We start from the raw sequence: 12,430 nt of genomic DNA, 5'->3' as shown, positions 1-12,430 counted from the left end.
GTTGACGGGTATTTTGGCGCCTGCACACTTTTCCGCGACATGCTTCAGTTTTGCGCCCGCATGGCCTCATTCATTAGGTATTTCTGAAATATGGTCTCCAGCATGTCGGGGCTGACGGGTTTCATGATGACGTCGTCCATGCCTGACTTGACGCATTCGGCGCGGTCGCGCTCGAAGGCCTGGGTGAGCACGCCGATGATCGGGGTGCGGATGCTGCCGCCGGTTTCCTCCATCTGCCGGATGAGGCGCGCGGCCTCGAAGCCGTTAAAGCCCGGCAGGGAAATATCCATCAGCACGATCTGCGGCCGGTGCTCGGCCCAGAGGCGCACGGCCTCGTCGCCGGTCGCCGCCAGCATATGGCGATAGCCGAGACCTTCGAGGATCTGCGAAAAGACGATCTGGTTGATATCGTTGTCTTCGGCGACGAGAACTTGCAGGCCAATCGCGTCGTCGGAAGTGCTGATTTCCCAATCCGCATCCGAACCGGCGGCGTTGCGGCTGTTGCGATTGAAATGGCGGGCGATCTGGAAGGTGAGCTCGTTGGCGATCTGGAAACCGTCCATGACGAGCGCCGGAATACCGTATTGTTCGGCAAGTTCGAGGCAACGCATGCCCATCTGGTTGTCGATGATCAAGAGATCGAGCGAAATGCCGGAGGAGGTGGCGATTTCCAGGAACCGCTCCTCTTCGTCCTCACCGCGGACCGAGCAGGATTCGAAGCCGTATTTCGTCAGCGTCCGCAGCGCGGCGGTCTCGGCGGCGAGGTCGGCAGTGACGACGAGGACCTTGCGGCCGGAGAAATTCTCCGGAACGATCGCTTCCATCGCCGCCGGCTCGCGCCGTTCGATGCCGCTTGGCACCGGCACATAGGCCCGGCGATAGCTTTGATTGCTGGAGGCGGTGATCGCGGACGCTTGGCCGAATTCGTCGAGATCGGCGCCGTCGCGCGGCAGATCCTGCATGGTCGACACCAGGAAATAGCGGCCGGGCTTGCCGATGCGGTGCTTGCGGCTGACGATGTCGCGCTCGATGCCGTCGCGGGAGATCTGCCGCTGGCGGGAGACGGACATCTCGCCGGTCTCCAGCACATGGCGGTCGCTTTCTTCGAAGCGCTTGGCGATCTCTTCTGAAAAAAGATCACCGCTCTTGCGCCCGAGCACCTCGTCGGCGCTCGTCTGATATTTCTCGCAGAAGGCAAGGTTCACCGCGACATAGGTGAGGTTGCGATCCTTGACGAATAGCGGGAACGGCAGATTGTCGAGAATGTCCTCGGTGAGCTGCACCCGCTCCAGATCGGAGCGCCATTGCTCTTCGCGCTTCTTGCTCTCGGAAATGTCGGAGATGATGCTGACGCCGTAACCGCCCGGCAGCCTGCGCTTGACGAAGCGGACCCAGCGGTCGGCGCCGTGGCGCTCGACGGCATCGAAGCGCTCGCGCCAATGCGAGGCGATTTTCTGTGACAGCCAGTCTTCGCGGCTCAGCGAGCCGCCCTGCCTGACATCATACTGCTGGCGAATGCCGGTGTCGTACATCGCGCCGAGGAAATCGCGAAGCCGCGTGCCGGGCTTCAGCATTTCGGACGGCAGCGGAAAGAATTCAAGTATCTGGCGGCTTGCGAAGACCAGATGATCATTCTTGTCGTAGATGATGAAAGCTGCGGAAAGGCTGTCGCACACCACATCGAAAAGCGCCGTCTGCAGATCGGCCTCGGCGGGAGCTCCATCGATTTCTGATGATGTGTCCGCCTTTTCGAAGCCGGCACTCATTCTGTTGCGTCCCACATCTGTTCGATTTCGCAGCTTCCGGAGGTATGTGATTAGAAATGCCATTTTTATGTTAAAACCGGCTTAACATTACCTATTCCCAAATTTGGGGGAGCTCCGGATCACGTTTCGGGAAAGCCTGTCGAAACCCCTTCCCTCCGGCCCGCGAATCCCCGAAAATAGCCCATGGCCATCAGACAGCTTTCCGAAACGCTCATCAACCAGATCGCCGCCGGCGAAGTCATCGAACGGCCGGCGAGCGCTGCCAAGGAACTGATCGAAAACGCGCTCGACGCGGGTGCGACGCGCATCGAGATCGCCACATCAGGCGGCGGCAAGGCGCTGCTGCGCGTCAGCGACAACGGCTCGGGCATGGACGCGGCCGATCTGGAACTGGCGGTCAGGCGCCACTGCACCTCGAAGATCTCAGAGACGCTTGAGGATATCCGCACGCTCGGCTTCCGCGGCGAGGCGCTGCCCTCGATCGGCTCGGTCGCAAGGCTCAGCATTGCAAGCCGCAGGCGCGACAGCACAGGCGGCCACGAGATTGCCGTTGCCGGCGGCAAGATCGCGCATATGCGCCCGGCTGCCGCCAATCCCGGGACGATCGTCGAAGTGCGCGACCTGTTCTTCGCGACACCCGCCCGGCTCAAATTCCTGAAGACGGAGAAAGCCGAGGCCGGCGCCATTACCGAGATCGTCAAGCGCATGGCGATCGCCTTTCCGGCGGTACGCTTCGTGCTGTCGGGTTCGGACCGCACGACACTGGAATTTCCGGCGACCGGCGACGACCATCTGGCGCGCATGGCGCAGGTGCTCGGCAAGGAGTTCCGCGACAACGCCATTGCGCTCGACGCGGTGCGCGAGGAGATCGCGCTTACCGGCTTTGCCGGCGTGCCGACCTTCAATCGCGGCAACTCCGCCCACCAATACGCTTTCGTCAACGGCCGGCCGGTGCAGGACAAGCTGATCCTCTCGGCGATCCGCGGCGCCTATGCCGAGACGATCCCATCCGGACGCTATCCGGTGGCGGTGCTGGCGATCACGCTCGATCCCGCTCTGGTCGACGTCAACGTGCATCCGGCAAAATCCGACGTGCGGTTCCGCGATCCTAGCCTGGTGCGCGGCCTGATCGTCGGCGCCATCCGCGAGGCCCTGGCGCGCGACGGCAGCCGGGCGGCAACCACCGGCGCGAGCGACATGCTGCGCTCCTTCCGCCCCGGTTTCCAGCCGAATAACCAGCGGCCGCAAACGGCATGGTCGGCCGAAACCTCGCCCTCCCAGCCCTATCAGCCGGCAACGGGATTCGGCGAGCGGCCACAGGCGTCCTTCGACGGACTTTCGATGCCGACGGCGCGGGCCGAGCCGCAGTTTTCGCCGCAGCCGGCAGTCGCCGAACCAAACACGCGGTATCCGCTCGGCGCGGCGCGGGCGCAGATCCACGCAAACTACATCGTCGCCCAGACCGAGGATGGGCTCGTCATCGTCGACCAGCATGCCGCGCATGAGCGGCTGGTTTTCGAGGCGATGCGCAAGGCGCTGCATTCGAAGCGGCTGGCCTCGCAGGTGCTGCTCATCCCCGAGATCGTCGATATTCCGGAAGAGGACTGCGACCGGCTGATGCAGCATGCGGCCGAGCTTTCCGAACTCGGCCTGGCGATCGAGCGTTTCGGCCCAGGCGCGATCGCCGTGCGCGAGACGCCGGCGATGCTCGGCGAGGTCGATGCGCATGGGCTGATCCGCCAGCTTGCCGACGAGATCGCCGAATGGGACACGGCGTCGGGCCTATCGGCCAAGCTCGAATATGTGGCAGCGACCATGGCCTGCCACGGGTCGGTGCGCTCGGGACGGCGGCTGCGGCCGGAGGAAATGAACGCGCTGCTGCGGGAGATGGAAGTGACCCCCGGCTCCGGCCAGTGCAATCACGGCCGGCCGACCTATATCGAATTGAAGCTCAGCGATATCGAGCGGCTTTTCGGCAGAAGCTAAAAAAGCTGGAAAAGCGGCCCTTGCGGGAGTATGGCAAACTAAAGCGTGTCGTGATCGCAAAACCGCGGCACACTTCTGTGAGACATGCTCTAATGACAGTCGGCAGGGAACGGAGCGCATGAATTTGTTCGAAGGGCACGGAAACCGCGAGGCGAAGATCCGGTATCTCGATGGCGATTTCCAGATTCTCTCGCCCGGCTCCTATGTCGTCTGCGCGATGACGGGGAAACAGATCCCGCTCGACGAATTGCGCTACTGGAGCGTCGCCCGGCAGGAGCCCTATGCCGACGTGATCTCGGCCATCGATGCCGACAAACGCGCCGGCGTGCTGCCGAACCAGCGGCGCTAGAGCAATTCCAGCAAAAGTGCGCAGCGGTTTTGCGTCCGGATTTGCGTGAAAACAAAAAGATAGAGCATTTCCGTGATTCGGAGAAAAACGGAAATGCTCTAACTGTGAGCTTGTCCATCGGAGCTTATTTAGAAGACTGGAATTCCCACCTCAGTTTTCCAGGAGAGGTCCGAATGGACGCAAACCGCTGCGGACTTTTGCTGGAACTACCCTAGATAGCCGAGGCTCGGCTTCGCTCAAGGTAGAGCTGCCGAAGTCGGGCTGCCATTGGTCCCGGCGTTCCCTTTCCGACCACCCGCTCGTTGATCCTGACGACTGGACTGACCAGGCCGGATGAGGAGGTCGAAAACGCCTCGGCGGCGTTCTCGACCTCCTCGACGGTAAACGGACGCTCCTCGATTCTCAGCTGAAGATCCTGTGCGCATTGCAAAACAGCCTCACGCGTGATCCCGCGCAGGATATCGGTTGAGAGATCCCTTGTCACAACCGTGCCCTCCAGGGTCACCATATAGGCATTGTTCGATGAGCCTTCGGTCACAAAGCCATCTCTGACCATCCACGCGTCGTCGGCGCCGCGCGACTTGGCTTCCATCTTTGCCATGGAGGGGTAGAGGAGTTGCACCGTCTTGATATCGCAACGTCGCCACCGCAAATCTTCCACCGTGATGACATGGAGCCCGCGCTCCGCCAATGGGCTATCAACGAGCGATTTTTTCTGCGTGAAAACCACGACCGTTCTGGGCGTCGCATCGGCGGGAAAGAGAAAGTCGCGATCGGCGGCCCCCCGGGTCACTTGCAGATAGACCAGCCCTTCCTCGATATCGTTCCGCCGGATCAGTTCCCGATGGATATCCAGCAGTTTCTCGTTGGTCAGTGCGAAAGCCATGTCGAGTTCGCCGAGCGAGTGGCGCAGGCGGCGCATATGGCCCGCAAAATCAACAAGCTTACGGTCGAGTACGAGCGTTACCTCATAGACCCCGTCGGCAAACAGAAAGCCCCGATCAAAGACAGAAATCCGGGCCTCGGTTTCAGGCAGATAGTCCCCATTAACATAGACTTGGCGCATGAGATCAATCCCAAAGAAATACAGGTGGCGGCTGCATCAACGAGCCATCTTAAGAGGCATTTTGCGGACAATGTTTCTCGTCCTTTGAGAGCGAGGCTGACAGGCAGGCTCCGTTGCGGCAAATGCCGTTTTCCGATAACTTATGCAAAATTTGCATAAGGTTTGTGATGGAACTCGGTTGGCTAGAAGACTTCATGGAACTCGCGGCCGTGCGGAACTTTTCTACCGCCGCAGCGGCCCGACATGTGACGCAGCCCGCCTTCAGCCGCAGAATAAGGGCGCTGGAAAACTGGATCGGCGCCGCGCTGATCGATCGCAGCTCCTATCCGGTCAGGCTAACGAACGCCGGGGAGACGTTTCTCGAGTCGAGCCGTGAGTTGATGCGCGAAATCTACCGCGTCCGCGATGAATGCCGGCAACAGGCACGCGCCGGCATCGAGGTGCTCACCTTCAGCGCGCTGCACACCATCGCTCTTAGTATCTTTCCCGATCTTCTTACGAGCGTCGAACAACGCACCGGTCCCTTCATAACCCGGATGCATGCGACGGACTTCTACGACTGCGTAGAATCGCTTGCGCTCGGCCGCTGCGACATCGCCTTTTGCTATTCCCACGAGTTCGGGCCACCGGTCCTGCAGACCGGGCAGTTCTCCTCGAAGGTTATCAGAATCGATCCTTTCCACCTCGTCAGCAAGGCAGATCAACGAGGAAACCCGGTCATCGACTTGGCAACTTGGCCCGGAAACGAAGATATGCCTCTCGTCGCCTATTCATCCGACTGCTTTCTCGGAAAAGTGCAAACTCAGCTCATGCTCGACATGCAGAAGACAGGGCGGAGCTTTCGAGTAACCTATGAAAACTCGATGTCGGAGTCGGTCAAGCGCATGATTCTCGCGGGGAAAGGCATCGGCTGCCGCCGGAAAGCTCTGCGACCCGCGAGATAGAGCGGAACGAACTCTGTATCGTCGACGCGCGACAGGCTGAGGTCACCCTGAACGTCCTCGCTATCCGCAAGCAGGGCAGCGGCTCAGCCGCCCTCGAACGCTTCTGGTCAAATCTGCAGGGTTTGTGACGATGCGTATTACGCGCTGATATCGTGATGCGATGACGACAGCAGCAAGTTCCGATGAATTCCGACATACCGGCTATGGAGCTCTAAGCCCCAGCCTTCATTTCCCGCAGCCGCCGCTCGCGGCAGGCGACGATCGCCCGGTCGATGATCAGGCTGGGGGCGAGGTGATCCTCGAAGACCATGTCGACCTCGATCACCCGGCTCTTTTCGACGAGCCGTGCCGCCTTGCCCTGATGGCCGGACAGGCGGACGAAATCCTTGGAGGTGGTGACGATCAAGAGACCTTGACGCTCGGCGGTTGTCAGGATGTCGTCGATCTCCTCCTCGGTCAGGTGCTCGTGATCGCCGAAGGACTTGGCGACGACGATCTCGGCGCCGCGGGATTCGACCGTGCGGAAGAATTTGGCGGGATCGGCGATGCCGGCAAAGGCGAGCACCTTGGTGCCGGCCAGCGTGTTGTCGCCCCGGACTTTCAGCGATGCGGTGAAATAGGGCTTTGCCGCGCGCGCCGCCATGCGGACGATCCTGTCGGCGGCATTGCCGCCGCCAACCTTCAGCAGAGCGGTCGCGGACCGCAGCTGCTGGCGGATCGGCGCGCGGACCGGGCCACCCGGCACGATATGGCCGTTGCCGAGGCCGCGCGTCGCGTCGATGACGAGCAGGGCATAGTCGATCGCCAGCCGGGCACTCTGGAAACCGTCATCCATGATGATGAGATCGGCGCCCTCCGCCACCAGCCGTGCAGCTCCTTCGACGCGCCGGCGCGAAATCACCGTCAGCGCTTCCTGGGCAAGCAACAACGGCTCGTCGCCGACGGCAATCGCCCGGTGATGATCGGGATCGACCACGGTGGTCACATCGAGCGAGCCGCCGTAACCCCTGCTGAGAAAGCCGGGCTTCAGCCCCTTCGCCTTGGCGGCGCGAGCGATCGTCAGCGCCGTCGGCGTCTTGCCGGCGCCGCCGACGGTGAAATTGCCGACGCAGATGACCGGGATGGGAACGGAAGCGCGGCGCGCATGGGCCATGCGGTGGCTGGCGATACGGCCATAGAGAAAAGAAAGCGGCAGCAGCAGCCAGGCCCGCCAATCGGCTTTCCTCCACCAGAACGGTGGCGCTTCGGATATCATCTTGCCGTCCCGCTCCCCTGTCCGGCTTGTTCTCACGCAATCCCTTGGGAAAGTCGCTGCGCGCTTTTCCCGGCAAAACCGCCGTGCACTTTTGCTGGAATTGCTTTAGCGACAGCCAGTCCCCTGCTTTTCGACCGGTCGGATTGAGAAGCCAAAACCTGAAAAAATGCAAGCCCTTACCGGTCAGGCCGGCTGCAAGTCGGGCAGCAGCGTCTCGATGGCGGTGATATCGTCGAGCACATGATCGGCCGCGGCGGCAAGCGTCTCCCGCGAACCGGTGCCGGTCAGCACCGCGATCCTGAGACCCGTGCCGGCATTCAGACCCATGTGCAGATCGTGATTGTTATCGCCGACCATGGCGACCTCTTCAGGCAAAAGACCGGTCGCAGCGCAGAAGCCGAGCACCATGCCGGGCTCCGGCTTGACGCCGAAACCGCTGTCGTAGCCGGCGATGTAATCGATATAGCGGGCAAAACCGAAACGTTCCGCCGTCTGGCGGATCGACCGCTCATTGTCGCTGGAGGCGACACCGAGCTTGAAGCCGCGCCGATGCAGCCGCTCGAAGAAGCCGGCGAGGTCGGTCACCGGCACGGAAAATTCGGCGGCACTGGAAAACAGGTCGTCGAGGCGGACCGTCAGTTCGTCGACATCCACCATCGAACCCGCGGCAACAAGGCCTGAGGCGATCTGACGGGTATTGCCGGCGGCAAGCAGGCTGTCGGGAACGATATGGCCGGTCACCGGATCCATGCCGCAGGCCGACAGCAGCCGGTTGGCGAGAAGCTCATCCCCTCTGGCGGCGATGCGGGCAAGCTCGCGGTTGACCGGCAGCCAGCTCTCGTCATAGTCGAGCAGCGTGCCGTCCTTGTCGAAGAGAATGCCTTTGATAGAGGCCACTGCCGACATCTTCGCTCCTCAGACCTGGGCCACGGCCTTGGGCAGCAGCCGCGCCTTCACCGTCAGCGGATTGATATAGGGTTCCAGCCCCTTTACCGTTGCCGTCAGCGCGCCGCGCATCTCGTGCACGGCGGTGATGCCGGCCTCGATCATGTTGCGGCGGGCGTCGTCGTTGATCAGCAGATAATGCACACCCTTGGCCAGCATTTCAGTATCGCGCACCATGCGGGCGCTGCCGCTGCGGGCAAGCTTCTGATAGGCATCGCGGAAATTCTGCACATGGCCGCCGGAGAGAATGGCGCAGCCGAGCATGGCTGGCTCCAGCGGGTTCTGGCCGCCTTCGGCAAAGAGCGAGCGGCCGACGAAGGCGATTTCCGTCAGACGGAGATAAAGACCCATTTCGCCGATCGTATCGCCGAGGAAAATATCGACATCGGCGGACAAGACATCGTCGCGGGTGCGGCGGGCGACCTTCAGCCCCTGCTTGACGAGGGCCGCCTCGATCTCGTCGCTGCGCTCGGGATGGCGCGGCACAATAATCGTCAACTGGCGGTCGCGCTCCCTGAGCGCCCGGTGAACGATGGCGGCAGCGTTCTCCTCTCCGTCGAAGGTCGAGATCGCCGCCCAGGTCTTGCGCTCGCCGATCTGCTTCTTGTAGCGGGCGAAGACAGCGCTGTCATAGGGCGGTGCGTCGGTATCGACCTTCAGATTGCCCGAGGTGATGACGGGCACAGCGCCGAGATCGCGGAAACGTTCGGCATCGACATCCGACTGGGCGATGACGAGGGCAAGATTCTCGAACAAGGCTTCGGCGATCGCCGGGCGGCGGCGCCAGCGGGCAAAGGAGCGGTCCGACATGCGGGCATTGATCAGGATCTGCGGAATGCGGCGGCGGCCGAGTTCCAGCACCGTTGCCGGCCAGATCTCGGATTCGGCGATGATGGCGCAATCGGGCTGCCAATAATCGAGGAAGCGGCTGACGGAGGGCTTCAGGTCGAGCGGCACATATTGATGGATCGCTTCCAGGCCGAGGCGCTCGGCGGCGAGCTTGGCCGAGGTGATGGTGCCGGTCGTCAGGATGACATGGATGTCGCGGCGGCGGATTTCGCGGATCAGCGGGATGACGGCGTTGGTTTCACCGACGCTTGCGGCGTGAAACCAGATGAGCGGGCCCTGCGGCCGGTTGGCGCTCGGATAGCCGAAGCGCTCCAGGCGGCGGGCCCGGTCTTCCTTGCCCTTGGCCGTGCGGTAGGTGATATAGAGGCCGACGACTGGAGAGGCCACGGTTCCCGCCAGACGGTATGCGTTCAGACCGAACCGCGCCATCCGGGAACTCATCGCGCCAGCCTCCGATCAAAACCGATCGACATCAAACCCATTCCCTAATTATCGTTGCGGCCGCAATGGCCGATTAATTTGTTCAGAATGCGTCCAACAATCCGGATCGACGGGCGCGCCCGGTGCACCAAAGCTCCGCTCGACGAGCGGCCGGCCGGCGGAACTTGCTAAGCTCAGCCCTTGGGCTTTTCCTGCGGATCGAGCAAACGATGCATGTGGACGATGAAGTAGCGCATATGCGCATTGTCGACCGTCTGCTGCGCCTTCGACTTCCAGGCCGTCAGCGCCGTGGCATAATCCGGGAAAATGCCGACGATATCGAGACCCTGCAGATCACGGAACTGGACGTCATCGAGGCTTTCCAGTTCGCCGCCAAAAACGAGATGCAGAAGCTGCTTCTTGTCACCGGAGTCAGTCATTTTTTCTTCTCTTTCTGCCTATTCTCCTCCGCCACCCATCTGCGGGATTTTGACGGAAACGTCAACTGTCTCGTCGCCCCGCAAAGGCCGCGAGGAACTCACTGATGCGGGGCGTTGGGGCCGCGCAGAGGACATTGTGGGTGACTTCGGCGCGATTGTAGACAATCGGCCGGCCTTCGATGTCGACGAGGCCGCCGCCGGCACAGACGAGGATCAGATCGGCAGCGGCAAGGTCCCAATCATGTGAATTGCCCTTGACGAAGGTGCCGTCGAGACGACCGTCCGCCACCATGGCGATGCGATAGGCCAGCGAGGGAATGTATTTCTCGCGCGTCACCCGATCGCGGAATTCCGTCGGAAAGGTCTTCAGCAGGTCTTCGCCGATTGCAAGGCGGCTCATCTCTTCCGGTCCGGCCGCCGAGACGGTGAAGGGGACGCCGTTCTTCAGCGCCACGCCGCCCTCGACCGCCTCATAGAACTCCTCGAGCGCCGGGGCATAGAGCACGCCAGCGACCGGCCGGCCACGATGAACCACCGCGACGCTGACGCACCAGACCTTCTGCCCGCCGAGGAAGGCGCGCGTGCCGTCGATCGGATCGATGATGAACAGCGTTTCGCGTGAAAGGCGGTCGGCATCGTCGTCGGTTTCTTCCGACAGCCAGCCATAATCCGGCCGGGCCTTGCGCAGGATGGTCTCGAGCGTCTTGTTGGCGGCGAAATCGGCGGCGCTGACGGGCGAACGGTCCTCGTTCTTCCACCAGACCTCAGGCGACTGGTTGAAGAAGCCGAAAGCGACGGCGCCCGCCTCTTTCGCAGCATCGGCGATCAGCGTGAGATCGCTCTGCCAGCGGGCTTTCTCCATGTCGCTCATCAGATCAATCCATTTCTCAATTCAATAGTGAGAGCATGATTTCGCCCGAAAACCGCTCACACTTTTCGGCATCATGCTCTAAAGCGCGTCGCGATCTTTCAGATTCGCTTGCCACGCTTTAGGTCTTTGCTTTTCCGCATGTCTTTATCGCAAAACCGCTGCACACTTTTGCGAGACATGCTCTAGCGCCCCGCGAGCGTCATGCCTTCGATGGCAAACGTGGGAGCCGCGACGCCGAATTTGCGATCGATGTCGTTTGCCAGCGTCAGGCGCATGAACATCTCCTTGAGGTTCGAGGCGATCGTCACCTCGGAGACCGGGAAGGTGAGTTCGCCGTTCTCGATCCAGAAGCCGGTGGCGCCGCGGCTGTATTCGCCGGTGATCATGTTGACGCCGTGGCCGATCAATTCGGTCACATAAAAACCGTTGCCAACGCTGCGGATCAGATCCTCCGGCGAGATGTCGCCGGGTTCCAGCGCAAGATTGGTGGAAGAAGGCGAGACGGCGGTGCCGCCGCGCACGCCGCGGCCGTTGGTTTCGAGGTCGAGCTCGCGCGCGGTCGAGGTCGAGAGGAACCAGTGCTTCAAAACACCATCCTCGATCATCACCAGCCGCTCGCCGGACACTCCCTCGCCGTCGAAGGGCCGCGAGGAAGGGCCGCGCACGATCAGCGGATCGTCGGTGATCGACAGGCCTGACTTCAGGATCTGCTGACCCATCTTGTCGCGCAGGAAGCTGGACTTGCGGGCGACGGCGGCACCATTGATCGCACCGGCGATATGGCCGACGAAGCCGCGGGCGACACGCGGATCGAAGATGACGGTGATGTCCTTGCCGGTCGGCACCTGGCGCGGATTGATCCGTTTGATCACCCGTTCGCCGGCGCGACGGCCGATTTCAGCGGGATCGTCGAGCTCGGCATAATAGAGACGGCTGTCATAATCATAGTCGCGCTCCATGCCGGTGCCTTCACCTGCGATGACGCTGACGGAATGGCCGAAACGCGAGGCCATGTAACTGCCTTCGAAACCGTGCGAGGTGGCAAGAACGAGGCCGCCCATGCCGGCCGACGCGCCGGCGCCGGAGGAATTGGTAACCCCCTTGACCGCAAGGGCTGCTGCTTCAGCGGCAAGACCCGCCTCGCGCAGCATCTCGGAGGAGACCTCGGTGGTATCGAGCAATTGCAGGTCGGGATAGGATCTCGAAAGACTCGCCTCATCCGCCAGGCAGGCGAAGGGGTCTTCCGGAGAAACCTTGGCCATGGCGACGGCGCGTTCGGCCAGCGCCTGAAGATCGAAGCCCGGATTGGCCGAGACGCTGGCGACACGCTTGCCGATGAAGACACGCAGCGAGAAATCGTCGCTTTCGGAGGATTCCGTGCCCTCGACCTTGCCGAGGCGGACGCTCACCGATTGCGAGCGCGACCGGACGACGACGGCGTCGGCGGCATCGGCCCCTGCCTTCCTTGCCAGATCGATCAATTGACTTGCGCGGGAAAGAAGTGTCGAGGAATCAATTTCAGAGGACATGATTTGGCCT

Annotated in this window: 11 protein-coding genes; 3 read left to right on the top strand and 8 right to left on the bottom strand. The window is 61.9% G+C overall.

Annotation, left to right across the window (positions count from 1 at the left end):
• Positions 1-44: 44 nt before the first annotated feature.
• On the bottom strand, positions 45-1,766 hold the full coding sequence (locus AC2444_RS02650) for a response regulator (RefSeq protein WP_012756226.1): 1,722 nt from the start codon (positions 1,764-1,766) through the stop codon (positions 45-47).
• 183 nt (positions 1,767-1,949) lie between these two features.
• Between AC2444_RS02650 and mutL the strand changes: the two genes are divergently transcribed.
• A complete protein-coding gene (gene mutL, locus AC2444_RS02645; RefSeq protein WP_012756225.1) occupies positions 1,950-3,752 on the top strand; it encodes a DNA mismatch repair endonuclease MutL in 1,803 nt (600 codons plus the stop codon).
• 118 nt (positions 3,753-3,870) lie between these two features.
• Positions 3,871-4,101 (top strand): DUF2093 domain-containing protein, encoded by a 231-nt coding sequence (locus tag AC2444_RS02640; RefSeq protein ID WP_003545832.1) that lies wholly within the window; start codon positions 3,871-3,873, stop codon positions 4,099-4,101.
• A gap of 211 nt (positions 4,102-4,312) precedes the next feature.
• Here AC2444_RS02640 and AC2444_RS02635 read toward each other — a convergent pair whose 3' ends face one another.
• Positions 4,313-5,167 (bottom strand): D-amino-acid transaminase, encoded by an 855-nt coding sequence (locus AC2444_RS02635; protein ID WP_012756224.1) that lies wholly within the window; start codon positions 5,165-5,167, stop codon positions 4,313-4,315.
• Positions 5,168-5,361: 194 nt separating this feature from the next.
• On the opposite strand from AC2444_RS02635, the gene AC2444_RS02630 reads away from it, so the two are divergent.
• Positions 5,362-6,111, top strand: a complete 750-nt coding sequence (locus AC2444_RS02630) for a LysR family transcriptional regulator (protein ID WP_164902781.1) — start codon at positions 5,362-5,364, stop codon at positions 6,109-6,111.
• Between the two features lie 211 nt (positions 6,112-6,322).
• Here AC2444_RS02630 and lpxK read toward each other — a convergent pair whose 3' ends face one another.
• The 6 genes from lpxK to AC2444_RS02600 all read right to left on the bottom strand — a co-directional run bounded on the left by lpxK (position 6,323) and on the right by AC2444_RS02600 (position 12,420).
• Positions 6,323-7,366, bottom strand: a complete 1,044-nt coding sequence (lpxK, locus tag AC2444_RS02625; RefSeq protein WP_012756222.1) for a tetraacyldisaccharide 4'-kinase — start codon at positions 7,364-7,366, stop codon at positions 6,323-6,325.
• A gap of 183 nt (positions 7,367-7,549) precedes the next feature.
• Positions 7,550-8,272, bottom strand: coding sequence for an HAD family hydrolase (locus AC2444_RS02620; RefSeq protein WP_012756221.1), 723 nt, complete (start codon positions 8,270-8,272; stop codon positions 7,550-7,552).
• 9 nt (positions 8,273-8,281) lie between these two features.
• Positions 8,282-9,601 (bottom strand): lipid IV(A) 3-deoxy-D-manno-octulosonic acid transferase, encoded by a 1,320-nt coding sequence (gene waaA, locus AC2444_RS02615; protein ID WP_012756220.1) that lies wholly within the window; start codon positions 9,599-9,601, stop codon positions 8,282-8,284.
• Between the two features lie 173 nt (positions 9,602-9,774).
• Entirely contained in the window at positions 9,775-10,020 is a 246-nt protein-coding gene (locus AC2444_RS02610; RefSeq protein ID WP_003545820.1) for a DUF4170 domain-containing protein, read from the bottom strand.
• 61 nt (positions 10,021-10,081) lie between these two features.
• On the bottom strand, positions 10,082-10,891 hold the full coding sequence (locus AC2444_RS02605) for a 3'(2'),5'-bisphosphate nucleotidase CysQ (protein WP_012756219.1): 810 nt from the start codon (positions 10,889-10,891) through the stop codon (positions 10,082-10,084).
• 182 nt (positions 10,892-11,073) lie between these two features.
• Positions 11,074-12,420, bottom strand: coding sequence for a TldD/PmbA family protein (locus tag AC2444_RS02600; RefSeq protein WP_012756218.1), 1,347 nt, complete (start codon positions 12,418-12,420; stop codon positions 11,074-11,076).
• Positions 12,421-12,430 lie beyond the last annotated feature (10 nt).

The organism is Rhizobium sp. WSM1328 (assembly GCF_057653715.1).
The sequence above is the reverse complement of the archived record's forward strand: the minus strand, read 5'-3'. Positions and strand labels throughout refer to the sequence as shown.

Coding starts and splice junctions, on each gene's coding strand:
- AC2444_RS02650 (WP_012756226.1), bottom strand. CDS start 1,766: ATGAGTGCCGGCTTCGAAAAGGCGGACACATCATCAGAAATCGATGGA.
- mutL (WP_012756225.1), top strand. CDS start 1,950: ATGGCCATCAGACAGCTTTCCGAAACGCTCATCAACCAGATCGCCGCC.
- AC2444_RS02640 (WP_003545832.1), top strand. CDS start 3,871: ATGAATTTGTTCGAAGGGCACGGAAACCGCGAGGCGAAGATCCGGTAT.
- AC2444_RS02635 (WP_012756224.1), bottom strand. CDS start 5,167: ATGCGCCAAGTCTATGTTAATGGGGACTATCTGCCTGAAACCGAGGCC.
- AC2444_RS02630 (WP_164902781.1), top strand. CDS start 5,362: ATGGAACTCGCGGCCGTGCGGAACTTTTCTACCGCCGCAGCGGCCCGA.
- lpxK (WP_012756222.1), bottom strand. CDS start 7,366: ATGATATCCGAAGCGCCACCGTTCTGGTGGAGGAAAGCCGATTGGCGG.
- AC2444_RS02620 (WP_012756221.1), bottom strand. CDS start 8,272: ATGTCGGCAGTGGCCTCTATCAAAGGCATTCTCTTCGACAAGGACGGC.
- waaA (WP_012756220.1), bottom strand. CDS start 9,601: ATGAGTTCCCGGATGGCGCGGTTCGGTCTGAACGCATACCGTCTGGCG.
- AC2444_RS02610 (WP_003545820.1), bottom strand. CDS start 10,020: ATGACTGACTCCGGTGACAAGAAGCAGCTTCTGCATCTCGTTTTTGGC.
- AC2444_RS02605 (WP_012756219.1), bottom strand. CDS start 10,891: ATGAGCGACATGGAGAAAGCCCGCTGGCAGAGCGATCTCACGCTGATC.
- AC2444_RS02600 (WP_012756218.1), bottom strand. CDS start 12,420: ATGTCCTCTGAAATTGATTCCTCGACACTTCTTTCCCGCGCAAGTCAA.